We start from the raw sequence: 23975 nt of genomic DNA, 5'->3' as shown, positions 1-23975 counted from the left end.
TTTAGAGTATTTACAATGAATGCTGTAGATCTTTATAGGGTTGGGAGCTGGTTTTATAAGCGCCGTGTACCATTTTTTCCAAGTTTTATTCGTAATCTTATTTTTCTTTTTTTCAATTCATATGTTCCAATGTCTGCTCGCATAGGAAAGGGTTCCGTGTTGGCCTATGGTGGAATTGGCGTAGTTATCCACGCCAATGCGATAATTGGAGAAAACTGCGTCATTGGACAGAATGTAACTATTGGCGCAATAGAGGGCTATGCTTCCTCTGAGGTTAACCGCTGTCCGGTTATAGGTAATAATTGCTACATCGCTACGGGGGCGAAAATTCTCGGTAATGTCACTATTGGTGATAATTGTCAAATCGGTGCTGGTGCTGTGGTGCTCAAGGATGCGCCCGCCAATTCTGTACTGGTGGGTATGCCTGCAAGAATTATTAAGCAGACTGCGCTTGATTACAAGGCAATCGTCAGATGACCGGAGAGCGGGCTACACGATTTTTGGCAGTTTTTGCGTTGATCTCAGGATGTGGTTTTTTGCTGTTAAATCCACTGCGCTTAGCATTCATTGCCAATACTTTGATCCCATTTCTTTATTTTAATCTTATTGTGATGTTATGTTGTGGTGCTCTATTTTTATTGAAAGTTCGAACACTTGAAGTAAGGCCGGTCGAGTTTTTGCTGTGTCTGCTTATTTTTGCTACTGCAGTCACTACGAATTATGATGGCCGGTACATTGTGGATGTGATGACTGATTTTCTTAGGCCAATACTATTCATTTTCATAGTGGTTGTATTCAGGAATTTTGTGAATGTTGAGAGTTTTAATGCTTCGCGCAGCTTGCGCGGCTGGATACGCCTGTCAATGTGGGTGACGGTAATTATTGTACCTGTTAGCTGGGTCATCACATTGTTCATCTTGCCCCTTTATCCTGCATATTCCAGTATGGACTCTATATTCGGTATGGGATGGTTGCTAGCAACTGGTAATTTTTTTCTTCAGGCGGCATATTTAATGGTTTTAGTTGCTTCCGGGAAAAGGGGTGTATATCTAGCTGCACTTGTCGTGATATTTCTTTATTATCGAAATTTAAAGTTTTCCCTTGCCTCGTGGTTGGGTGTGTTCATTATCGCATTTTTTGCCTTTGTGCTTTTAGTTTTATATGGTGAGGAGGTTCAAAAAGTTTTTCTAAAGGGCGCATCTTCTGATGCCAGTGAGAGTATTTCTGGATTTATAGATGTTCTAAGTGGGGGGCGCTTAGACGAGTTCCAGGGGGCAATTGCGGGTATGGCCTCTCCCTTGCAGTTTATATTTGGAGCTGGGTTAGGTTTTGCCTACGAGGCTAAGGGGTTCGCGGACGCTGCCGAAGGGCATCGTAACTTGCACTTTACGCCCGCCAGTCTCGCTATATATTACGGGATTCCCTTTACTATTGTGTTCTTTTATTATCTTGCAACCATCTTCAGTACAGCCTTGCGAATGACGCGTGACTACACGAATGTTGTAGTGTTTTGTTACGCTGTATATTGCATGGCTTCGATGTTTTTTCTTTTAACCGAGTTTAGTGTTTTTGCATATGTGAACTTTGCTATCAGCTGTGGGGTGGTCGCTGCTGCGGCGAAAGCTGAGCGCCGGTTTCAACACGCCAGGAACAAATCGATAGCGTAATAAATTGATGTGGCCACGATAGAATCGGTGCTGATAAACAAAATCTAGGAGGTTCACGTGTGTGGGCTGTTTGGCGCGGTAATTTACAATAAAGAGCAGGCGAAATCGCCCCTGTTGTCTCGCCTTGGGCTGGCTCAGGCTGCACAAGACCATCGCGGTCCAGACATGCATGGCCATGATCTTTATGATCTAGACGGCGTTACCGTATTGTTGGCCCATCAGCGTCTTTCCATTCTTGACTTGTCTGACAGCGGGCGGCAGCCGATGCTTTCCGCATCGCAGGAGAAGGTCATAGTTTTCAATGGTGAGGTGTATAACTACAAGGAGATTGCCCGCGACAACAATTTGACCGGTCTTAATTCTAGGACGGACACTGAAGTTGTTCTTGAGGCATTAAGCAAGGATCGATTCGAAGAGTCGCTGGCTGAGTTCAACGGTATGTGGGCTATCGCATTACTTGACCTTCAGAAGCACCAGTTGTTGTTAAGCCGAGATCGTGCGGGAGTCAAGCCACTCTACTATACGTGGGTTGGTGGAAATCTGTACTTTGCCTCTGAAGTAAAGACTCTTTTGATCCTGACTGGCGAAAGGTTTGAGCTTGACCTTGGCGTAGTAGGTAAATACTTAGAACAGTCATTGCAGGACGACACTTGCCGCACCTTTTTCAAAGGTATCCAGAGTCTTGAGGCCGGTGAATACGCCGTTATTAACCTCCAGGCTCGGCAGCATGAGGTCGTCAGTCGCCCGTACTGGACGCCTTTTGTAAGCGGCAAACAATATGATTACAGTGATCCTAAAGCTGAGTTTAGACGGCTTTTTGAGGACGCAGTAAATCTACGTCTTCGCGCGGATGTTCCTGTCGGTGTGACTTTGTCTGGTGGGTTAGATTCCAGTTTGATCTGTCATTCAGTACATAAGCAGCTAGGTCATGGTGACTTCTTTGTACTTTCAGCAGTATCCCCGGGTAGTCTCGGTGATGAGTCAATGTTTGTTGATATAGTCGCCGATCACTATGGTCTTGATGTCACAAAAGTTGATTTGCGTTGGTCTCCTGAAGAAACCCTTGCGTTGATGCATAAAACTACTTGGCATAACGATGCCCCGTTAGGTAGCTTTTCTAACGTTGCTTTTTATCTTCTGATGTCAAAGGCCCATGAGCTGGGCGTAAAAGTAATTCTTAGCGGTCAGGGCGCTGATGAAATACTCTGTGGGTATAAAAAATATTTGGCTTTCTATGTGAAGCATTTGATCAAGGATAAACGCTACTTCAAGGCACTGCGTGTTCTGTTCAATTTTGCTCGGACTGGTACGGTACTTAATCAATTTGGTCTTGCTGAAGCAAAGCGCTATATCGGTGGCGCATCTGTAAGCAAGGATAATATTTTGTCGCCCAAACTAGTTGATGCTTTCGAAAAAGCGCCAGTCGGGTCGATAGGTGCTTCAATAGGAGATCGGCAGTGGCTGGATTACAAAAAATACTCTGTCCCCTACCTCACACACTATGAAGACCGTATGTCCATGGCTTTCGGTCGAGAAATTCGATTACCTTTTCTCGATTATCGATTGGTTGAATATATGCTCAATGCGCCGATTGAATTGAAGCTTGCGAAAGGTTGGACTAAGTATCTGCTGCGGGTTGCCTATGAAGAGTGTTTACCTAAGGCCATCACCTGGCGTAAAGATAAGCAAGGCTTTACCAGCCCGCAGGAGGAGTGGTTAAAGAACGACTTGAAGTTGGTGGTGGAGTCGTATTTTGAAGAGTCAGCATTGCTTTTTAAGTTTGATTTGGTGGATCGTAGTAAGCTATTAAGAAAATACAGAGATTATTGTAGTGGGCGCGGAAATGTTTGGTATCGTGAAATATTTAATCCTCTAGGGCTTGAGGTTTGGCTTCGCGAATTCAAAGATTATATTCGAGAGAGCTGAGCTAATGATGGAAGCTCTCTTGGGTCTTTTAGGTAGAATAAAAAAAATCCGGTTCCTCCTTTGGGTGGTTTTGGTTTTTCGGCTGCGCCCAATTAATATTATTCGAGTATTGGTTTACCGTAGGCGACTAGAGAAAGGATATTTTATTCGTGCGTTACCTTGTGTGTCTAATTATTATGTAGGTGATTTTTGGATTGGGGCAGTTGATCGTCTTGTTATACCTAGTGTGAGCACTGATCTTCGACAGGTAATGTTGGCTCGCGGCGACGAGATAGTTGCTGGTCTGTTTCGCCGTTTTGAAGATGAAGTTGTATTTGAAGGAGAGCAGCCCCAGTGGCATAAGTCAGGTTACTTTCATTCTCGCGGTCATCATTTTTCAACCATAGCGTTGAATGTTATTCCTGGCGATGATGTTAAACTTTGCTGGGATCTCTCGCGTTTTAAGTGGCTGACCCAGTTGGTAATTGCTGCAGTGCATGCCCCGTCAGCTAACGATGCTGATAGGTACTTAGCTCGTGCCCATTCTTTACTTAAACAGTGGCTTGAAAATAACGCCTACTTTTCTGGTGTCAATTGGGCGTGCGGGCAGGAAGTTTCGATTCGTGGCTTGCATCTGATGAATAGTTTACTGCTACTGGAAAAGCATTTTCAGGCTCGTCCCGGAAAAACTTCTATTGATTTCCTTACGTCTTCGTATCGGAGAGTAGAGGAGACAATTTCTTATTCTTTATCTCAAGAAAATAATCATAGTCTTACCGAAAGTCTCTTTCTCTATTACGTTCCATTGTTTCTCGCGCGTTATGGTGTTTTGTTGTCTGCGAGGGATAGCGCTGAGACACGATATAAGAGATTCAGTGCCATTTTTTCGCGGCTCATACAGAAAGATGGCTCGTTTAGAATGTATTCTGTTAATTATCATCGTGCCGTATGCGATATATTGTCTTTGGCAAAAGTTTTAGATGATGAGTTGAACATAGGTTTCTGGACGGCAGAAAGGGTTGTGCGTATTGGTAATATGCATGAATTTCTTTCAGCTGTTATTGTTTCTGAGGCAGGTGGCGCTCCGGTTATTGGTCATAATGATGGCTCCTTGCATGCTATCCAGTATGCGTCTAGCCTACTTTATACACCGTCTCTGCTTTTTATGGGTGGTGTGTTTTCTTTGCCAGTTAGTATTGAGTTTAGTGACGCACAGCGCTACGTGTATTGTTTTGGTCGTGTTCTTCGTTTTATTGAGAAGGTCTCGGATTCATATGTGAGCTTTTTTGAAGATTTTGGTTTGGTCGTTGTCAGGCGCCCTGGTTATCAAGCTTTTTTTAAATATGCTCGGAATAAGGGGCGACCTCAGCAGCAGGACTTTTTGCATTTTGATCTTTGGGTTAACGGTAAGAATATTTTGCATGACTCTGGCACCTATAGTTACAATCCAAAAGATATAGCGTTGGTTGATTATTTTGATGACTCAACTGCCCATAATGGCCCTTTTTTAATAGGGCAGGCATTTGTAAAGCGTTTGAGTCGTTTTCTGTATCTTGAGTGGCCCAACGCGCAGGTTGTTGAGACGATTGATGAGTTCAAAGTAGAAATTACTGCATGTCTCAATAACAGTAGCGGTCTTACCTTCATCCGTAATATCCAATTTTTTAAAGGACGTATAGCGATAACAGACAGTGGGCCTCAAGGCGTCGACTGGGGGGTGAGTTTCAATGTTCCTTCCGTTCTGAAGGTTTTGGATTCAGCCGCTCCATTAGCTCTTGCGCCTGGTGTCTCGCTCACGTGTGACCAGCCGCTGGTGGTCGAGTCAGCCCATTATTCCCAGCGTTATTTAGAGCAACTCGCCGGTGCCCGTATTATTGCCTGTGGCACGGAGGTGGGGGTTACTACGCACATTCGGATACAGGATTTACCATGAGAGTACTATATTTCCACCAGCATTTTTCCACGCCTCAAGGTGCGGCGGGTATCCGTTCCTATGAAATGGCTAAATGTTTGATTGCTCGTGGGCATCAGGTCACTATGGTTTGTGGTAGTTATGCTGGGGGTGTAACCGGCTTGTCGGGTCCTTTTTTGTCGCACAAGCGAGTTGGCTTGGTTGATGGGATTGATGTTGTTGAATTTGATCTTTCGTATTCAAATAGTGATGGTTTAGTTAAAAGAGCTCTTACGTTTGCCAAATTCGCTCTGCGCAGTATCGGGCTGGCACTTACCGCTCGCTATGATCTGGTTTTTGCAACGACCACGCCATTGACCTCTGGAATTCCGGGTTTTTTCGCGCGCTGGTTACGAGGTAAACCATTTGTTTTTGAGGTGAGAGACCTTTGGCCAGAGTTGCCTAAAGCTATGGGGGTTATCCGTAATCCGTTGATATTGGCTGCTATGTCTATCCTTGAGTGGATAAATTACCGTTCGGCGCACAGGTTGATTGGTTTATCCCCCGGGATTGTCGAAGGAATTGCCAAACGGGGGGTTCCGCGCGAGCGGATTACCCTAATTCCTAATGGTTGTGATCTAGGTATCTTTGCCGAGAATGTTGAGCCTTGGCGGCCGGAGCAGATAAAGGCTGATGACTTACTGGCCGTTTTTGCCGGTACCCACGGAATGGCCAATGGTCTGGATGCAGTGCTTGATGCAGCAGCGGAACTGAAACAGCGTGGACGCGACGATATCAAGTTGCTTTTGATCGGTCAGGGCAAGCTCAAACCGGCTTTACAGGCACGGGCGCAGCGAGAGTCGTTGGACTGTGTGGTCTTTCATAAACCTGTCAACAAATCACGTCTTGCTGGTCTGATGGCTAGTACGGATGTTGGGTTGCAGGTGTTGGCAAATGTGCCTGCTTTCTACTTTGGCACTTCCCCTAACAAGTTCTTCGACTACATCGCAGCCGGTTTGCCGGTACTTAACAATTATCCCGGCTGGCTGGCGGGTATGATCCGCGACAATCAGTGCGGCTTTGCTGTTGCACCAGAAAGCCCACAAGCCTTTGCCGATGCGCTGGAGCAGGCCGCAAGTGATAGGTCGGCACTTAATGCGATGGGTAAACGAGGTCGTGAATTGGCAGAGCGGGAATTTGATCGCGAACTGTTAGCGAATCGCTTTGTCGATTGGTTGGAGGGGGTTAAGCGGTGATTAAACGCCTTTTTGATATCGTCGCCTCCTTCTGTGGCCTTTTATTGCTAGCACCGGTCATTGCCATCGTCGCCTGGCAGATCCATCGCAAACTAGGCTCGCCAGTGCTCTTTCGCCAAGTGCGTCCCGGTCTGGATGGCAAGCCATTCGAGATGATCAAGTTCCGCACTATGCGCGATGCTGTGGATGCGACGGGCAACCCGCTGCCAGACTCCGAACGCATGACACCGTTTGGCAGTTTCCTGCGCTCCAGCAGCCTGGACGAGTTGCCGGAGTTGTGGAACGTGCTCAAAGGCGATATGAGCTTGGTCGGTCCACGACCACTGCTGATGGGGTATCTGCCGCTTTACAATCCCGAGCAGTATCGGCGTCATAAGGTGCGCCCTGGCGTTACCGGTTGGGCTCAGATCAATGGCCGTAATGCCCTGAGTTGGGACGAGAAGTTCAAGCTGGATGTCTGGTATGTGGACAATCACTCGCTCTGGCTGGATCTGAAAATCATCTTCCTGACCGTCAAGAAGGTGCTCGTGCGCGATGGCATCAGTGCGGATGGGGAAGCAACAATGTCAAAATTTGAAGGGACAGAAGGTAAATGACAGCCTCTCATAAACATTTGATTATTGTTGGCTTTAGTGGTTTCGGGAAGGAGGTCCATTGGTTGGCTTCTCGCCTGGGTATTACTGTTCGCGGTTTTCTCGATGACAACCCTGCGGTTGTTGGACAGAAATTTTGCTCTACCTCGGTATTGGGGGGGGTTCAACAATGGCTGGAATATCCCGACTGTGAATTCGTCATAGCCATTGGTAACCCACGCATTCGGAAGAAGGTGCATGAAAAAATGTGCATTTTTGGAAGCCCTCGTTTTGCGACTTTGATCGATCCTGACGCGGTAGCGATGCCCGAGCATGTTTCTATTGGTGCTGGCAGCGTGATATGTGCTGGCACAATCTGTACCGTTGAGGTTGAGATAGGCGCTCATGTCATCCTCAACCTTAATTGCACGGTGGGCCACGAAACGTGTATCGAAGATTTCGCCACTATTGCTCCGATGGTCGCCATCTCCGGTAATGTGCGAATCGGTCAGCGCGCAGAAATTGGTACCGGCGCATCCATCCGACAGGGCTTGACCGTCAATGATGGAGCAATGATCGGGATGGGCAGTGTACTGACTAAGAATGTTGCGGAAAATACTGTAGTGTTTGGTAGTCCGGCAAAACCGATCAAACTGATCGCAGAATAACGCGAGTTGAGTTCATGGAAGTCGAAAAGCAGGTGTTAAGTATCGCGGTTATTGGTACCGGAACTATGGGTAAGGGGATTGTGCAAATCCTTGCCCAAGCTGATCACGTAGCCTCGGTTATTTGGAAGGGAACGTCACTGTCCAGCGTGCAGAAGGCTTTTTCCGAACTCGAAATGCAATGGGGCCGGATGGTTGCTAAAAAACGACTTGACCCAGAAACGGCCTCTCGTTTCATTCGCAAGATTCACTTGGCCGAGGATTATGACGTCCTTGGTCATGTGCGTTGTATTATCGAAGCTGTCCCAGAAAACATAGGTACCAAACGCGAGCTGTTTGCACAGCTGGCAAGGGTCGCTGGCTTGGACACAATTCTGGCATCCAATACCTCTTCTTTGTCCATCACAGAGCTGGCGAGTCTGACGAGTAATCCTGCAAATGTTGTAGGCTTACATTTTTTCAACCCTGCCCCAGTCATGAAACTCACCGAAGTGATAGCTGGGTTGACAACCTCACAGGCTACCCTCGAGTGGGCACTAGCCTTTGCTCGCCAACTGGGCAAAGACCCGGTTGTTGTCAACGAAGCTCCTGGCTTTATTGTCAATCGCATGCTTATCCCGATGATCAATGAGGCCATTGGCATTCTGGCTGAGGGGGTCGCAAGCGCTGAAGAGATCGATAAGGCTATGCGGTTGGGTGCCAATCACCCTATTGGGCCACTGGCACTGGCGGATCTGATCGGCAACGACGTGAACCTGTCAATCATGGAAACCTTGCATAACGAAACGGGCGATCCTAAATACCGTGCGCACCCCTTGCTGCGTAAGATGGTCCGTGCGAACAGCCTCGGCCGCAAGACCGGATTCGGTTTTTTCAAATACTAATTATGGCTACTGCACATGCTCAATACCCCGTTTTCCCCTTGGCCCTCGTTCTCTGAGGAAGAGGCCAATGCCGTTCGTGATGTAATTCTCTCCAACAAGGTCAACTACTGGACAGGGCAGGAGTGCCGTGAGTTCGAGAAGGAGTTTACCGCGTGGGCCGGTAGCGAGTATGCCATCGCCTTGGCCAACGGCACTGTTGCGCTGGACGTTGCCCTGCAGGCCTTGGGCATAGGCCCAGGTGACGAGGTGGTTGTTACGCCGCGAACGTTCCTCGCTTCGGTGTCGAGCATTGTTAATGCAGGCGCTATCCCGGTTTTTGCAGACGTGGACAACGAGTCGCAGAACATTACCGCTGAAACCATCCGCGCCGTGCTTACTCCGCGTACTCGGGCGATCATTTGCGTGCATCTGGCCGGCTGGCCCTGCGATATGGATCCGATCATGGCACTGGCCATCGAGCATGATCTAAAAGTGATCGAGGATTGCGCCCAGGCCCATGGCGCATACTATAAAGGTCGTTCGGTTGGCTCGATTGGCCATGTAGGTGCATGGTCTTTTTGCCAAGATAAGATTATGACCACTGGCGGTGAGGGTGGCATGGTTACCACTAATGATCGTGCCCTCTGGTCGCGCATGTGGTCGATCAAGGATCACGGTAAATCGTGGGAAGCGGTTTACGAGCATCAGCATGCGCCGGGCTTTCGTTGGCTGCATGAGAGCTTCGGCACCAACTGGCGGATGATGGAGGTTCAAGCAGTTATTGGCCGGATCCAGTTGCAGCGTATGCAGGATTGGCACACGAAGCGGTTGGCCAATGCCGAGCGGATCTGGTCATCTGCGCAAGCGCTGGCGGGGTTGCGTGTACCGGCCGTGCCGGCTGAAGTCACGCATGCGGCCTACAAGTGTTATGTGTTTGTTGAGCCGGCTGCTTTGAACGCGGGTTGGAATCGTGACCGTATCCTTAATGAAATCACCGCTAGAGGCGTGCCTTGTTTTTCGGGTTCTTGTTCAGAAGTGTATTTGGAGAAGGCTTTCGATGACACGGGCTGGCGCCCTACAGAACGCTTGCCCGTTGCAAGAGAGCTTGGGGAAACCAGCTTGATGTTCCTAGTTCATCCGACGCTTACAGAAGCAGAAATCAGTAAGACCTGTGATGTTCTGGCTCAGGTGTTGAGTGAGGCTTGTTAGTTTCGGCTGTGTTTTAAAAGGTTTGAGGAGTCATCGTGTTAAGACTTGCTGAAACGTTGCGCTGTCGCTTGGTAAGTTTGCCTAGGCGTCGTAAGCGACTGATTCAGGTAACCATGGATGTGGTACTTGTCTGGAGTGCGCTGTGGTTGGCGTTTGTTGTGCGCTTGGGTGATAGTAAGTCTATCGAACCCCTCGATGGGCATGCTTGGTTATTCGCGCTGGCGCCGGTTATTGCCATTCCGCTGTTTATTCGTTTTGGTATGTACCGTGCCGTCATGCGTTATTTCGGTAACGATGCGCTACTGGCTATCGGTAAGGCTGTAACACTCTCAGCGTTATTTCTGGCACTTGCCGTTTATTGGCACCAGGAGGCGCCAAAGCTTATCCCCCGTTCTATGGTGTTCAATTACTGGTGGCTGAGCTTGGTATTGATCGGTGGGCTGCGATTGATGATGCGCCAGTATTTTATGGGGGATTGGTTCTCTGCAGACCAGCCGACCAAAATACAAGGCCGTGAAAGTGGTTTGCCGAAAGTGGCGATTTATGGTGCGGGCGCAGCGGGTAACCAGCTGATTGCTGCTTTACGTCTTGGGCGTGCCATGCGCCCAGTGGCCTTTATAGATGACGATTCAGGTATCGCCAATCGCAGCATTGCCGGATTGCGTGTGTACACCTCTAAGCACATTCAGCAGATGATCAATGAAACGGGTGCCGATGAGATTCTCTTGGCTATGCCTTCAGCCTCGCGTGGGCGGCGGCGGCAGATTCTTGAAGAGCTAGAGCGTTTTCCACTTCACGTGCGTAGCATTCCCGGCTTTATGGACTTGGCTAGCGGACGGGTCAAGGTTGAGGATGTTCAAGAAGTGGATATAGCCGACTTGCTAGGGCGCGATACCGTACCTCCGCAGCAGGTTTTGTTTGAGCGCTGCATCCGTAATCAGGCGGTGATGGTAACCGGCGCTGGTGGCTCCATTGGTGCTGAGCTTTGTCGGCAGATTTTGTTGAATGAGCCCGCAACCCTTCTGCTGTTTGAGCACAGTGAGTTCAATCTGTACAACATCCACAGCGAGCTTGCGGAGAGGGTCAAGCGTGAGTCTTTTCCGCTGCGCTTGGTGCCTATTCTTGGTTCTATACGCAATCCTGATAGGCTGCTAGATGTCATGAATGCCTGGAAAGTGGATACGATCTACCATGCTGCAGCCTATAAGCATGTACCTATGGTGGAGCACAATATTGCCGAAGGTGTTCTGAATAATTTGGTGGGCACACTCAATACTGCGCAAGCGGCGATTAGGGCTGGAGTGAGTAATTTTGTGCTTATCTCCACGGATAAGGCCGTACGACCTACCAATGTCATGGGCAGTACCAAACGTCTGGCAGAGATGGTGCTCCAGGCCCTTAGTCGCGAGTCGGCGCCAGTCTTGTTCGAGAATGACAAGGCGCTGCGACAGTTGAACAAGACGCGTTTTACGATGGTACGCTTTGGCAATGTACTAGGCTCTTCCGGCTCCGTCATACCGCTGTTCCATGAGCAGATTCGCAAAGGTGGCCCGGTTACGGTGACTCATCCGAATATCACCCGTTACTTTATGACCATTCCCGAAGCCTCGCAGTTGGTAATTCAGGCGGGTGCTATGGGGCAGGGTGGCGATGTGTTTGTGTTGGATATGGGGCAGCCGGTGAAGATTGCCGAGCTAGCCGAGAAAATGATTCATCTGAGTGGCTTGAGCGTTCGTTCTGAGAAGACCCCTCATGGTGATATAGCCATTGAATTTACTGGTCTGCGCCCCGGCGAGAAACTTTACGAGGAGTTGCTGATTGGCGATAACGTCAGCCCGACCGAACATCCGATGATCATGCGGGCTAACGAAGAGCACCTGTCGTGGGAAGCCTTTAAGGTGGTGCTAGGCGATCTGTTAGCGGCGGTTGCACGTGATGACTATGACCGCGTGCGCCAGTTGTTGCGTGAGACGGTTAGCGGTTACAAGCCCGAAGGTGAGATAGTCGACTGGATACATATGAAGCGTAGGCAGGAACCGTAAGCTCTGATTGAACCAGGCATGGGGTGCAGGTTTGCACTGATTGATCCCGTTATGCATCAGTTATTTGACAAGTGCATGGCAGCAGCTAGTTTTCAGTGCGTGGAGAGGGAAGTCCCACGTTCTGAAATAACTAACGAAAGGATGCACTACATGCTAAATGTCAAACTGTCGTCTCTGTTGTTCGCTGTTCTTGCCTCCATGTCTTTGGCGGTTTACGCCGTTGAAACGCAAACCCAGCCAGCACCCGTAGTTGAAACAGCCGAAGTGGCTCCAGTAGGTAAAGTCAATCTCAATACTGCTGATGCGGCCACTTTGCAACGTGAGTTGCTGGGGATTGGTGAGGTCAAAGCGCAGGCGATTGTGGCCTACCGTGATGAGCACGGTGACTTTGCTTCGGTGGATGAGTTGTTGGAGGTCAAGGGTATCGGCGAGGCAACGCTGGAAAAGAATCGCGACAAGTTGAGTATTAACTGACGCGTTTAGTCGTTTGAATTAAGGCCGGTTATTAACCGGCCTTTTTGCTTTCTGGCGATCAGGTTTTTAATAGTCGTTGCCTGTTATTTGACAACAATAAGTCTGAGGATTAACAGCGAGGCGCTTTATGTTTTGGTTGGCAGTGGCGGCAGATGCGGTGGTGGTCTTTCATCTGCTTTTTATTCTATTTGCGGTGTTGGGCGGCTTGCTGGTGTGGCGTTGGCACTGGTTGGTTTGGTTGCATGTGCCAGCATCCTTATGGGGTGTGTTGGTGGAGTTGATGCATTGGCCCTGTCCGCTGACGCCGCTGGAACACAGCCTGCGTCTGGCTGCAGGGCAGGCGGGGTACAGCGGTGGTTTTGTTGAGCACTATTTGCTGCCGATCATCTACCCGGCTGGGCTGACGCCGCAGATTCAGATTGGTTTGGGGATGTTTGTTCTGCTGCTCAATGCGGTGATTTATGGCGTGTTGCTGTGGCAGCGCTGGCAGCGGCCGTGAGTTGAGCTTAGGCCGCCTTATTCAGATGGATGATGGTATGCGGGCAAGATAATTTACCCGGCTACACTGGCTCCATCAATCACAGCAGCACAAGGCAGCTTTCCTATGCAAAATCGCATGATGATCACCGGCGCAGGTTCGGGTTTGGGGCGTGAGATGGCCCTGCGTTGGGCGCGTGAGGGCTGGCAGTTGGCACTGTCGGATGTCAACGAGCCGGGCCTGGCGGAAACCCTGCAGATGGTTCGTGAGGCGGGTGGCGATGGCTTTACCCAGCGTTGTGATGTACGTGATTACAGCCAGCTGACTGCGTTTGCCCAGGCCTGTGAGGAGAAGCTCGGCGGCATCGATGTGATCGTCAACAACGCCGGTGTGGCCTCTGGCGGGTTCTTTAGCGAGTTGTCGCTTGAAGATTGGGACTGGCAGATTGCGATCAACCTGATGGGTGTGGTCAAGGGGTGTAAGGCCTTCCTGCCGTTACTGGAAAAGAGCAAAGGCAAAATCGTCAATATTGCCTCCATGGCAGCCTTGATGCAGGGCCCTGCCATGAGTAACTACAACGTGGCCAAGGCCGGAGTTGTGGCACTGTCGGAAAGCTTGTTGATCGAGCTGAAGCTGCATGAAGTCAGCGTGCATGTGGTGTGCCCTTCGTTCTTCCAGACCAACCTGCTGGATTCCTTCCGCGGTCCTACGCCAGCGATGAAAGCGCAGGTGGGCAAGCTGCTGGAAAGCTCACCGATCAGTGCGGCCGATATTGCCGATTACATCTACCAGGAAATCGGCAAAGGCGAGTTCATGATTCTGCCTCACGAACAGGGCCGTATGGCTTGGGCGTTGAAGCAGAAGAACCCTCAGTTGCTCTATAACGAAATGACAGCCATGGCCGACAAGATGCGTGCACCGCGCACCAAGTAATTGGACTTGTAGCGCTTTAATTGCTGATTTATTGGTCAACTTTATCCCGCTTAGGGCTTGTCTGGTGTGAACTTGCGCTCTAAGGTTTGCGGCCATGTCGGCATGGCCGCGAAACTGATGGATTTACTGTGAAACCTTTCCCGCGGGCCCTGCTGTTGCTGGGCCTGATCCTGGCTGCAATCAACTTGCGGCCCGGTATCACTTCTCTGGCACCGCTGATTGAGCGGATTGCTGAAGAACTGGCCTTGAGCCGTAGCCTGATCAGCCTCACCACTGCGCTTCCCGTGTTATGCATGGGTTTGCTCGCGCCTTTTGCGCCGCGTCTGGCGATGCGCCTGGGGCTCGAACGTACCATTGCCCTGTGTCTGGCGGTTATTGCTGTGGCGCTATTGCTGCGTGCGTTAGGGCATGCAAGCGCAATTCTGATTGGCAGTGCGGTGCTGCTGGGCGCGGCCATCGCGGTTGCTGGGCCTTTGCTATCGGGTTTCATCAAGCGCCACTTCGCTGGGCGGATGGGCAGCGTGGTGGGCTGGTATTCGCTGAGCATGGCGATTGGCGGTGCGGGCGGTGCAGTACTGACGATCCCTGCTACCCAGTTGTTGGCGAATGACTGGACCTATGGCCTGGCCATCTGGGCGCTACCGGCGGTCGTCGGTTTGCTGCTGTGGCTGTGCCTGCCTAACCGCGTCGAAGCGGAAAGCGAAGAGGGTGGCACTGGCTTGCCTTGGCGGCAGCCACGGGCCTGGTTGATCAGTGCGTTCTTTGCCATCCAAGCCGGCTTGTTTTATGCCCTCGCCACCTGGGCCGTAGCGCGTTACAACGAAGCCGGGTTGAGCCTGATGCACAGCAATAGTCTGTTCAGTGTGTCGATGCTGATGGGACTGCCCAGCTCATTTCTGCTGCCCTGGTTGGCGCAGCGTTTCAAGAACCGTTACCTGCTGCTGGTCGGCTGCGGGCTGCTGTCGTCGATCAGCTTGGCGATGATTACCTTCCAACCGACCGTGCTGCCTGAACTTTGGGCGGTGACCATCGGCTTTGGTTTGGGCGGCTCGTTTGCTTTGTCGCTGGTGCTGCCGTTGTACGAGGCTGGATCGCCACTGGCGGTAAGCCGCTGGACGGCGATGATGCTGTGCATGGGATACAGCATTGCTTGTTTGACACCGGTGTTGACCGGGTTGGCGCGCGATCTGGCGGGTAACTACCAGTTGCCGTTTATGGTGCTTACCGGGCTTGCGGTGCTGATGACGGTGCTGGCCTGGATGATGCGGCGCGGGCCGAAGCGTGCCTGTAGCTGACGCCGCCTAGGCGTCGCTATGCCACTGCAATGACGCTTATTTGGTAGTAGTTCCTTCCTTGCTCTGGACGGCTGTGATAGAAGGCAGCCTTGATTTGCTGGAGTGCCTGCGTGGAGTCCGAATCCATCGTTTATGGTTGCATCCGAGACTGGCCATCGGACAGTCCGGCGGAGAGTCGACTGCGCCGTGAAATCAATCGGCAAGTGCTCGAAGAGCTACCGACCGGCGATGTCTGGAGCTTTCTCGGGCGTGAGATGTTCGCCTGTTGTGAACAACCGGGCGATGGTTTGTACCAGACCCAGGTGATCCACTTCGGCGCCAGCTACCGTACGGTGGAGTATGAGTGGAGCCTGTGGATCAAGCAGTTCGAGGCGCTGCTCAAGCGTCTTTACTGGGCCAGTGCGGTGGTGCACCTGGAAACCGAGCTGAACGGTACGCACACCTTTCGCTGGGAGTCCGACAGTGGCTTTCACAGCCCGCAGGAAGGTGAGTTGCGCGTGCGTTGTGCCTGGGAGCGCGAGGGCGGCCTGCGAGGGTAGCCGGCCACATGCCCCTTAGTCTTCAAGACCCTCAAGCGCATCCAGCCACTCTTTCGGTACATCGCGCTTCAGCGCCAGCTGGCATTGCTGGCTTTCCGCATCAAACACAATCACTGCCTGGCCCTTGCTCAGCGCGTGGCGTACCCGTTCGATACGTGTATCCAGTGGAGTCTCGTCGCCATTGTCGGTGCCGTCGCGGGTAACGAAGTCTTCGATCAGGCGGGTCAGGGTGTCAGCTTCGAGCAGGTGATAAGGGATCAGCACGGTAAGGCCTCCAGAGCGCAGCGCGGATGCTAGCAGGCCGTTGGGAAATTACCTACGTTGGGAGTTCTGCGTTAAAAACTGCCTTGAAAAGCCGCTTGTGACTAACACCCTTGAGCACGACCTCAGGGGCGATTCACAGGGCTCTGCGTGTGCATGTCTGCCGCGCCGCTACTGAACGGACGGCTCTGCAGGCTGCAGATACGTTTCCAGGGTGCTGTACAGCTTGGCACTGTCCAGGGGCTTGCCGAGGAAGTCATTCATGCCTGCATCAGCGCCATGCTGGCGGTGCTCATCCAGGATATGGGCGGTCAGGGCGATGATCGGTACGGCTGGCAGGTTGTACTGACGCTCCAGGCGACGGATTTGCCGCGTGGCTTCGAAACCGTCCATCTCTGGCATTTCGCAGTCCATGAGAATCAGTTGCGTGGCATTGGGGTCGCGTTGGTACTCATTCAGCGCAGCCAGACCATTGGTCACCAGGCGCACGTTATAGCCACGTTTTTTCAGAAAGCCCTGCACCACCAGCTGGTTCACGGGGTTATCTTCGGCCACCAGGATGCAAGGCGCGGTGCCTGTATCTGTGTGGGTTTTGGGTTGCGGTTGGATTTCCAAGATACGCGGCTCTTCGTACAGTTCGAGTAGGGCACTGCGCAGGGCGTTGATGGCCAGCGGCTGAGGTAGGCCGAGCAGGCGCAGGCCGGCGGAGCTGGGCAGTTGCTGACAGTGTTCGGGTGCGCAGAGCAGCAGCACGCGTTGCCCAGGTTGCAGCAGTGGACGCAGCGAATCCAGCCAGTGCTGAATGCTGCCCGGCCACGGTGCCATCAGCACCAGCAGTGGCGGGGCGGAGAAGTCTTCCAGGTAGCCTTGCAGGGTTTCCGGGTTCTGGCAGCGCTCGGTGCGCATGCCCCAGCGTCCCAGCAAACGGCTCAAGGCATCGAGGCCGAGACCGTCGAGTGACGTCAGCAGAGCGGTGCGGCCCTTGAGCAGCTCGTGCAGTGGATCGGTCGGGAGTTCGTCAGCGCTTTGCGGAACATCGAAGGCAAAGCGCGTGCCCTGGCCGAGGGTGCTCTGCACCTCGATACGGCCGCCCATCATTTCCACCAGCTCCTTGCTGATCGCCAGACCCAGGCCGCTGCCACCATAACGGCGGGTGGTGCTGGAGTCGCCCTGGGCGAAGGATTCAAACAATTGGGTCAGGGCTGTATCACTGATGCCAATGCCGCTGTCGCTTATGGCGAACACCAGATGCGGTTTGCCCTGGGAATCATTGCGCCGGCAGACATTCAGTGCCACGTGGCCTTCGGCGGTGAACTTCAGGGCATTGCTGAGCAGGTTCATCAGCACCTGTTTAAGCCGTGTCGGGTCTCCCTGGGCACGGCGTGGCACGCCACTTTCCAAGCTGACATAGAGGCGCAGACGCTTATCCAGCGCCTGCCCGGTGAACAGGCTGAGGGTGTCGGAAATCAGCTCTTCCAAGTCGAATTCGATGTGTTCCAGGCTGAGCTTGCCGGATTCGATGCGCGCGTAATCGAGGATGTCGTTGATCACCGCCATCAGCGAGCTGCCGGAGCTGGAAATGGTGTCGACATAGAAGCGCTGGCTGCGGTCCAGTGGGGTCTCTTTGAGCAGCTGCAACATGCCCAATACGCCGTTGAGTGGGGTGCGGATTTCATGGCTCATCTTGGCCAGAAAGCGGCTCTTGGCCAGGTTCTCGATTTCCGCTTGCTCAGCGGCGCGGCGCGACTGGAAGCCTTCTTCCTTGAGCAGGTTGATGCGGTCGGCCAGGCCGATGGACAGGGTGATCAGCTCGATGGTTACGCCGATTTTCACCACCGTTGCGCCGAATACACCCAGCACTTCCAGGCCCAGCGAGCCCGTGGTGGCTTGAATAAAGGCGAACAGCAGGATGGCCCAGGCCAGGGTGTAATAAGAGCCGTAACGTACACCGCGCCGCCAGACATAGACCCCGGTGAGCAGCAAAATCAGCGACACCAGCGAGACCGTGACGCTGGCCAGAATATTCCAGGCGTTGAAGCCGATCAGCGGCACCGACAACAGGCAGCCGGCGCAAGCCAGCATCAATAAGCGCAGGCCAGTGTCCAGGCGTGGAAAGTACTGCGGCGCATGCAGGAAATGCCGGCTGAATTGAATGGCGGTGAGGCAATGCAGGTACATCAGGATGTAGATGCTCACCGATTGGAACACCACATGCTCGGGCAGTAGCTTGAACAGCATGCCGTCGAAGCAGGCGGCCAACAGGCCGACGTTGAGGTTGTAGGCCAGGTACCAGAGGTAGGCCGACTCGCGCAGTGAGATAAACAGGAACAGGTTGTAGCAGAACATCGCAAACAGCACGCCATAGAACGCGCCATTGAACCCCATGAGGTTTTCCTGGGCGGCCGCGCTGGCTTGATAGGTGCTGAAGAACAGCGGCATAAAGATCGTGCTGGTGGTCTCGACCCTGACCAGCAAGGTGCTGTCACCGGGTGTCAGCTCCAGTGGAAACCAGAAGTTGCGCACCTGCACAGGGCGCTGAGAGAAGGCAAAGCGGTCGCCGCTTTCCTGCATCTGCCACTGACCATCAGCGTGGCGCAGGTACACCTGCAGGTGGTCCAGTAAGGGGTAATTGACTTCCAGGTAGCCGGCCAGGTCCTGCGCCAGGCGGTTGTTCAGATGTACCTTGAACCACCAGACCGAATCATTTTTGCCGAGGTTGGCGTGTTCGCCGTTGACAGGGGTAAAGCGCTCATCGCTGAGCGCGCCGACTTGTTCGGCGCTCAGCATGCCTTTTGAATCTTCCAGGTAAGCCATGGACGGGCCGAGTGACAGGCGCAAATCGGCGCTGTCCAGTGTGGCAGGCAGCAACGCCCACGCCGGCCCACACAGCCAGAACAGCACCAACGCCAGCCATATCCGAGGCATTCAGCGACCTCAATATTATTATCTGAGGCCAGATCCGGCCTCGCGTCATGCTGTCACTTTGCCCGGATGCGTGCGGCCCTTCAAGCGTCCTGATCGCGGGGGCGCAATAAGCTGTCAACCGTCGGTACACGGGTATCACTTTCCATCTGGGCATCGTGCTCCAGTTGGTGGCTGAAGCGATCTAGCGAGCCCTGCGCCGGCTGGGCATCGCTGGAGAATACCGGTGGGCTGAGCACGTAAGCGGCAAGCAAACGGCTGAGGGATTTGAGGCTGTCGATATGCGTACGTTCATAGCCGTGGGTGGCGTCGCAGCCGAAGGCCAGCAGGGCGGTGCGGATATCGTGGCCGGCGGTGACTGCTGACTGTGCGTCGCTGTGGTAGTAGCGAAACAAGTCGCGACGTACCGGGATTTCATTCTCGCTGGCCAGGCGCAGCAGTTGGCGTGACAGGTGATAGTCGTAAGGCCCGCCTGAGTCCTGCATGGCCACGCTGACGGTGTGTTCGCTGGACTGCTGGCCCGGCGCAACCGGAGCGATGTCGATGCCGACAAATTCGCTGACATCCCAGGGCAGGGCTGCTGCCGCACCAGAACCGACTTCCTCGGTGATGGTAAACAGCGGGTGGCAGTCGATCTCTGGCTCCAGGCCGCTTTCTTTGATGGCCTTGAGTGCGGTAAGCAGCGCCGCGACGCCGGCTTTGTCATCCAGGTGACGCGCGCTGATATGCCCACTCTCGGTGAATTCCGGCAGCGGGTCGAAGGCGACAAAATCACCCACCGAGATGCCCAGTGATTCGCAGTCAGCGCGGGTGCTGCAGTAAGCGTCCAGGCGCAGTTCGACATGGTCCCAGCTGATTGGTAGCTGGTCCACGGCGGTGTTGAAGGCATGCCCGGAGGCCATCAGCGGCAGTACGCTGCCGCGAATCACGCCCTGGTCGGTAAACACGCTGACACGGCTGCCTTCGGCGAAGCGGCTCGACCAGCAACCGACTGCGGCCAAGCCAAGGCGACCATTGTCCTGCAGTTCGCGGACGATCGCGCCAATGGTGTCCAGGTGCGCCGAAACCGCACGGTCCGGGCTGCTCTGTTTGCCTTTGAGGGTGCCGCGAATGGTGCCGCGGCGGGTCATCTCGAAGGGGATGCCGATCTCCTCCAGACGTTCGGCGACGTAGCGCACGATGGTGTCGGTAAAACCGGTGGGGCTGGGAATGGCGAGCATTTCCAACAGCACTTTCTGCAGATAGGCGAGGTCGGGTTCGGGGAGTTGCTGCATGGAGTCTCCTCTACGGCGATTGCGCCCCTCAGTCGTTGCCGGAGAGGGGCTGGGGAAGGGGTTAGCTAGGCGTTTGGCTCAATGGAAACAGCAGGTCGATAAAACGCTCTGCCGTGGGTTGCGGCTGGTGGTTGGCCAGGCCGGCGCGTTCGTTGGCTTCGATAAACACGTACTCGGGTTGGTCGGCCGCGGGCACCAGCAGGTCAAGGCCGACCACCGGGATATCCAGGGCGCGGGCGGCTTTTACTGCAGCATCGGCCAGCACCGGGTGGAGGATGTCGGTGACGTCTTCCAGGCTGCCGCCGGTGTGCAAATTGGCGGTTTTACGCACGGCCAGGCGTTGGCCAGCCGGCAGCACGCTGTCGTAGTCCACCCCGGCGGCATGCAGGGTGCGCAGGGTTTCAGCGTCCTTGGGAATGCGGCTTTCGCCTTCGGTGGCGGCTTGCCGACGACGGCTTTGTGCGTCGATCAGCTCGCCGATGCTGTGCTGGCCATCACCGATCACTTCGGCCGGGCGGCGAATGGCGGCGGCCACCACGGCAAAGCCGATCACCAGAATGCGTAGATCAAAACCTGGGTGAAAGCTTTCCAGCAAGACGCGGCTGTCAAAGGTGCTAGCGCGTTCAATGGCGTCCTGCACATCCAGTGGCGTGCGCAGGTCCACCGCTACGCCCTGGCCCTGTTCGCCATCCACCGGCTTGACCACCAGGCTGCCATGCTCGGCGAGAAACGCGGCGTTATCCTCGGCGCTGCCGGCCAGGCGCTGGGCCGGCAGGTGCAAGCCTGCGCGGGCCAGAGCGCGATGGGTCAGGCGCTTGTCCTGACACAGGGTCATGCTTACCGCGCTGGTCAGGTCGCTCAGGGATTCTCGGCAGCGGATGCGCCGGCCGCCATGGCTCAAGGTGAACAGCCCGGCGTCGGCGTCGTCGACCTGCACTTCGATGCCGCGGCGCAGCGCTTCATCGACGATGATTCTCGCGTAGGGGTTCATCGGTGTATGCGGGCCAGGGCCGAGGAACAGGGCTTCGTTGATGCCGTTTTTGCGCTTGATGCTGAAGGTCTGCAGCTCGCGAAAGCCCAGCTTGGCGTACAGACCCTTGGCCTGTTCGTTGTCATGCAGCACGGACAGGTCCAGGTAGCTCAGGCCGCGGCTCATAAAGTGTTCGATCAGATGACGTACCAGCACCTCGCCGACGCCAGGTCGGCTGCAGCGTGGGTCGACCGCCAGGCACCACAGGCTGCTGCCGTGGTCCGGGTCCTGATAGGCCTTGTAGTGATTGAGGCCCATCACGCTGCCGATAACCGCGCCGCTGTCCTCATCCTCGGCCAGCCAATACACCGGCCCACCAAGGTGGCGCGGGGTGAGTTTGCCGGGGTCGATCGGCAGCATGCCGCGCAGTTGATATAGCTCATTGATCGCCTGCCAGTCCTCGGCATTCTGCGCACGGCGCACTCGGTAACCGCGAAAGCCCCGGCGCGCTGGGCGGTAGTCGGTAAACCAAAGGCGCAGCGTGTCGGAAGGATCGAGAAACAGCTGCTGCGGCGCTTGCGCGAGCACCTGGTGCGGTGCAGCAACATACAGGGCGATATCACGCTCGCCGGGTTGCTCGGTCAGCAGATCACTGGCCAGGGCGGCAGCATCCGGGTAGGTGTGGCCGAGCAGCAGGCGGCCCCAGCCGCAGTGCACGGCTTGCGGTTGGCTGGGTGGCGCGTTGTGGTCCTCGGCCAGGCGCGCCTGCAGGCGCTCGTAGGAGGGCGCTTGGCCGCGTAGCAGGCGTTGATTAAAGGCAGTGGCACGCATTTGAGGGGTTCCTTTGCCGTGAGCAGGTGGCGGATGCTGCGGTGGCGGGTGTGTACCCAGCCACTGCAGCGCTCTACAGGCCGTGTTCGTTCAACCAGAGATTCAGCGCTGCCAATTGCCACAACTTGGAGCCGCGCAAAGGCGTCAGTTGACCATGCGGGTCACTCAGCAAACGATCCAGCATGGCCGGGTTGAATAGGCCGCGATCCTGGCTGGGGTCGAGCAGCAAATCACGCACCCAGCCGAGGGTGGCGCCTTCCAGGTGCTTGAGGCCTGGCACCGGGAAATACCCTTTGGGCCGGTCGATGACGGCGCTGGGGATCACCTTACGTGCCGCTTCCTTGAGCACATGCTTGCCGCCATCCGGCAGCTTGAAACGCCCAGGGATACGTGCCGAAAGCTCGGCCAGGCGATAGTCGAGGAACGGTGTGCGCGCCTCCAGACCCCAGGCCATGGTCATGTTGTCGACCCGTTTGACCGGGTCATCGACCAGCATCACCGTGCTGTCCAGGCGCAGCGCCTTATCCACAGCGGCCACGGCGCCAGGCTGGGCGAAATGCTCACGAACAAAGTCGCCAGCCATGTCGCCGGTTAGCCAGGCGGGCTGCACGCAGGCGGCATATTCGTCGTAATCACGGTCGAAGAACGCCGCGCGGTAAGCGCCGAAGGCATCCTCGGCAGCGTCCACCTGCGGGTACCAGTGATAGCCGGCGAACAGCTCATCGGCGCCCTGGCCGCTCTGCACCACCTTGCAGTGCTTGGCCACCTCGCGTGACAGCAGGTAGAAAGCGATGCAATCGTGGCTGACCATCGGCTCGCTCATGGCGCGAAAGGCGGCGGGCAGCTGTTCGAGAATCTCGTGCTCGCCAATGCGCAGTTGATGGTGGCGGGTAGCGAAGTGCTCGGCGATCAGGTCGGAATACTGGAACTCGTCACCGCGTTCGCCACCGGCATCCTGAAAGCCGATGGAGAAGGTCGACAGGTTGTCCACCCCGGCTTCACGCAGCAGGCCGACCAGCATGCTCGAGTCGACTCCGCCGGAGAGCAGCACGCCGACATCCACGGCGGCGCGTTGGCGGATCGACACGGCTTCGCGCATGCCATCCAATACGCGCTCACGCCATTCATCCAGGCCGAAGGCGATTTCCTCGCGCTGCGGGCCGAAGTTCAGGTTCCACCAGGTCTGCTGCTCACAGTTGCCTTGGGCGTCGATGCGCATCCAGCTGGCCGGTGCCAGCTTCTCCACCCCGGCCAGCAGGGTGCGCGGTGCAGGCACCACGGCGTGGAAGTTCAGGTAGTGGTTAAGGGCGACGGGGTCGAGGGTTTTGCCGATATCACCGCCGGCCATCAGTGCGGGCAAGCTGGAGGCAAAGCGCAAACGTTCGCCCGTGCGTGACATGTACAGTGGCTTGACCCCGAGGCGGTCGCGGGCGATGAACAACTGCTGGCTGTCACGTTCCCAGATGGCGAAGGCGAACATGCCGTTGAGCTTGGGCAGCAGGTCAGTGCCCCAGGCGTGGTAGCCCTTGAGCAGCACTTCGGTGTCGCCGCCGGAGAAGAAGCGATAGCCGAGGGCTTTCAGTTCTTCGCGCAGTTCCGGGTAGTTGTAGATGGCGCCGTTGAACACCATCGTCAGGCCCAGCTCGTTGTCGATCATCGGCTGGCCGGAGGCTTCAGCCAGGTCCATGATCTTCAGGCGGCGGTGGCCGAGGGCGAGTGGGCCCTGGCTGTGAAAGCCGTGGGCATCGGGGCCGCGGGCGGCCATGTGGTGGGTGATTCGCTCGACTGCAGCCAGGTCGGCCGGTCGTTGATCAAAACGTAATTCTCCAGCGATTGCGCACATAATTCCTTACCGGTATTGCCGTTGGGGAGTGGTTCGGGGCTGCCGAACCTTTTACACCAAAACAAAATAATGCTTTCATGTCAAA

The 23975-nt window shown here is 54.6% G+C and carries 20 protein-coding genes; 15 read left to right on the top strand and 5 right to left on the bottom strand.

Features of this window, described 5'->3' with window-relative positions; all coding sequences use genetic code 11:
* Positions 1-15 precede the first annotated feature (15 nt).
* The 15 genes from HCI85_RS01885 to HCI85_RS01815 all read left to right on the top strand — a co-directional run bounded on the left by HCI85_RS01885 (position 16) and on the right by HCI85_RS01815 (position 15789).
* Positions 16-477 carry a serine O-acetyltransferase gene (locus HCI85_RS01885; protein WP_167141445.1) on the top strand — a complete coding sequence of 154 codons (462 nt, stop codon included), beginning with the start codon at positions 16-18 and terminating at the stop codon, positions 475-477.
* A complete protein-coding gene (locus HCI85_RS01880; protein ID WP_167141443.1) occupies positions 474-1667 on the top strand; it encodes a hypothetical protein in 1194 nt (397 codons plus the stop codon). The genes HCI85_RS01885 and HCI85_RS01880 overlap by 4 nt, the downstream gene beginning before the upstream one ends.
* A 57-nt stretch (positions 1668-1724) precedes the next feature.
* The gene (gene asnB / locus HCI85_RS01875; RefSeq protein WP_167141441.1) at positions 1725-3593 is read left to right on the top strand and encodes an asparagine synthase (glutamine-hydrolyzing); all 1869 of its coding nucleotides are present in this window, start codon (positions 1725-1727) and stop codon (positions 3591-3593) included.
* A gap of 7 nt (positions 3594-3600) precedes the next feature.
* Positions 3601-5505 carry a heparinase II/III domain-containing protein gene (locus HCI85_RS01870; protein ID WP_167141439.1) on the top strand — a complete coding sequence of 635 codons (1905 nt, stop codon included), beginning with the start codon at positions 3601-3603 and terminating at the stop codon, positions 5503-5505.
* On the top strand, positions 5502-6719 hold the full coding sequence (locus tag HCI85_RS01865; RefSeq protein WP_167141437.1) for a glycosyltransferase family 4 protein: 1218 nt from the start codon (positions 5502-5504) through the stop codon (positions 6717-6719). The genes HCI85_RS01870 and HCI85_RS01865 overlap by 4 nt, the downstream gene beginning before the upstream one ends.
* Positions 6716-7315 (top strand): sugar transferase, encoded by a 600-nt coding sequence (locus HCI85_RS01860; protein ID WP_167141435.1) that lies wholly within the window; start codon positions 6716-6718, stop codon positions 7313-7315. The genes HCI85_RS01865 and HCI85_RS01860 overlap by 4 nt, the downstream gene beginning before the upstream one ends.
* On the top strand, positions 7312-7959 hold the full coding sequence (locus tag HCI85_RS01855; RefSeq protein ID WP_167141433.1) for an acetyltransferase: 648 nt from the start codon (positions 7312-7314) through the stop codon (positions 7957-7959). Before HCI85_RS01860 ends, HCI85_RS01855 begins: the two co-directional genes overlap by 4 nt.
* A 14-nt stretch (positions 7960-7973) precedes the next feature.
* On the top strand, positions 7974-8840 hold the full coding sequence (locus HCI85_RS01850) for a 3-hydroxyacyl-CoA dehydrogenase family protein (RefSeq protein ID WP_167141431.1): 867 nt from the start codon (positions 7974-7976) through the stop codon (positions 8838-8840).
* A 15-nt stretch (positions 8841-8855) separates the two neighbouring features.
* A complete protein-coding gene (locus HCI85_RS01845) occupies positions 8856-10028 on the top strand; it encodes a DegT/DnrJ/EryC1/StrS family aminotransferase (protein WP_167141429.1) in 1173 nt (390 codons plus the stop codon).
* Between the two features lie 113 nt (positions 10029-10141).
* Positions 10142-12070: a polysaccharide biosynthesis protein gene (locus HCI85_RS01840; RefSeq protein ID WP_446730768.1), complete on the top strand. Its 1929-nt coding sequence runs from the start codon at positions 10142-10144 to the stop codon at positions 12068-12070.
* A gap of 150 nt (positions 12071-12220) precedes the next feature.
* Positions 12221-12544, top strand: coding sequence for a ComEA family DNA-binding protein (locus HCI85_RS01835; protein ID WP_167141425.1), 324 nt, complete (start codon positions 12221-12223; stop codon positions 12542-12544).
* Positions 12545-12671: 127 nt separating this feature from the next.
* Positions 12672-13043, top strand: coding sequence for a DUF2784 domain-containing protein (locus HCI85_RS01830; RefSeq protein ID WP_167141423.1), 372 nt, complete (start codon positions 12672-12674; stop codon positions 13041-13043).
* A gap of 105 nt (positions 13044-13148) precedes the next feature.
* Positions 13149-13955 carry an SDR family oxidoreductase gene (locus HCI85_RS01825; RefSeq protein WP_090248132.1) on the top strand — a complete coding sequence of 269 codons (807 nt, stop codon included), beginning with the start codon at positions 13149-13151 and terminating at the stop codon, positions 13953-13955.
* Between the two features lie 128 nt (positions 13956-14083).
* Positions 14084-15250: an MFS transporter gene (locus HCI85_RS01820; RefSeq protein WP_167141421.1), complete on the top strand. Its 1167-nt coding sequence runs from the start codon at positions 14084-14086 to the stop codon at positions 15248-15250.
* 110 nt (positions 15251-15360) lie between these two features.
* A complete protein-coding gene (locus HCI85_RS01815; RefSeq protein WP_167141419.1) occupies positions 15361-15789 on the top strand; it encodes a hypothetical protein in 429 nt (142 codons plus the stop codon).
* 15 nt (positions 15790-15804) lie between these two features.
* On the opposite strand, the gene HCI85_RS01810 is transcribed toward HCI85_RS01815, so the two are convergent.
* From HCI85_RS01810 to HCI85_RS01790, 5 genes are all read right to left on the bottom strand, one after another.
* On the bottom strand, positions 15805-16053 hold the full coding sequence (locus tag HCI85_RS01810) for a YheU family protein (RefSeq protein WP_090248127.1): 249 nt from the start codon (positions 16051-16053) through the stop codon (positions 15805-15807).
* Between the two features lie 168 nt (positions 16054-16221).
* A complete protein-coding gene (locus HCI85_RS01805) occupies positions 16222-18975 on the bottom strand; it encodes a hybrid sensor histidine kinase/response regulator (RefSeq protein WP_167141417.1) in 2754 nt (917 codons plus the stop codon).
* A gap of 80 nt (positions 18976-19055) precedes the next feature.
* Entirely contained in the window at positions 19056-20246 is a 1191-nt protein-coding gene (locus HCI85_RS01800) for an osmoprotectant NAGGN system M42 family peptidase (RefSeq protein WP_090248124.1), read from the bottom strand.
* Positions 20247-20307: 61 nt separating this feature from the next.
* On the bottom strand, positions 20308-22047 hold the full coding sequence (gene ngg, locus HCI85_RS01795; RefSeq protein ID WP_167141414.1) for an N-acetylglutaminylglutamine synthetase: 1740 nt from the start codon (positions 22045-22047) through the stop codon (positions 20308-20310).
* Between the two features lie 73 nt (positions 22048-22120).
* On the bottom strand, positions 22121-23890 hold the full coding sequence (locus tag HCI85_RS01790; protein ID WP_167141412.1) for an N-acetylglutaminylglutamine amidotransferase: 1770 nt from the start codon (positions 23888-23890) through the stop codon (positions 22121-22123).
* Positions 23891-23975 lie beyond the last annotated feature (85 nt).

The organism is Pseudomonas sp. OTU750018, assembly GCF_011636575.1.
GTDB classification, from domain to species: domain Bacteria; phylum Pseudomonadota; class Gammaproteobacteria; order Pseudomonadales; family Pseudomonadaceae; genus Aquipseudomonas; species Aquipseudomonas peli.
Note: the sequence above shows the minus strand (reverse complement) of the source record. Positions and strands in the feature narration are given on the sequence as shown.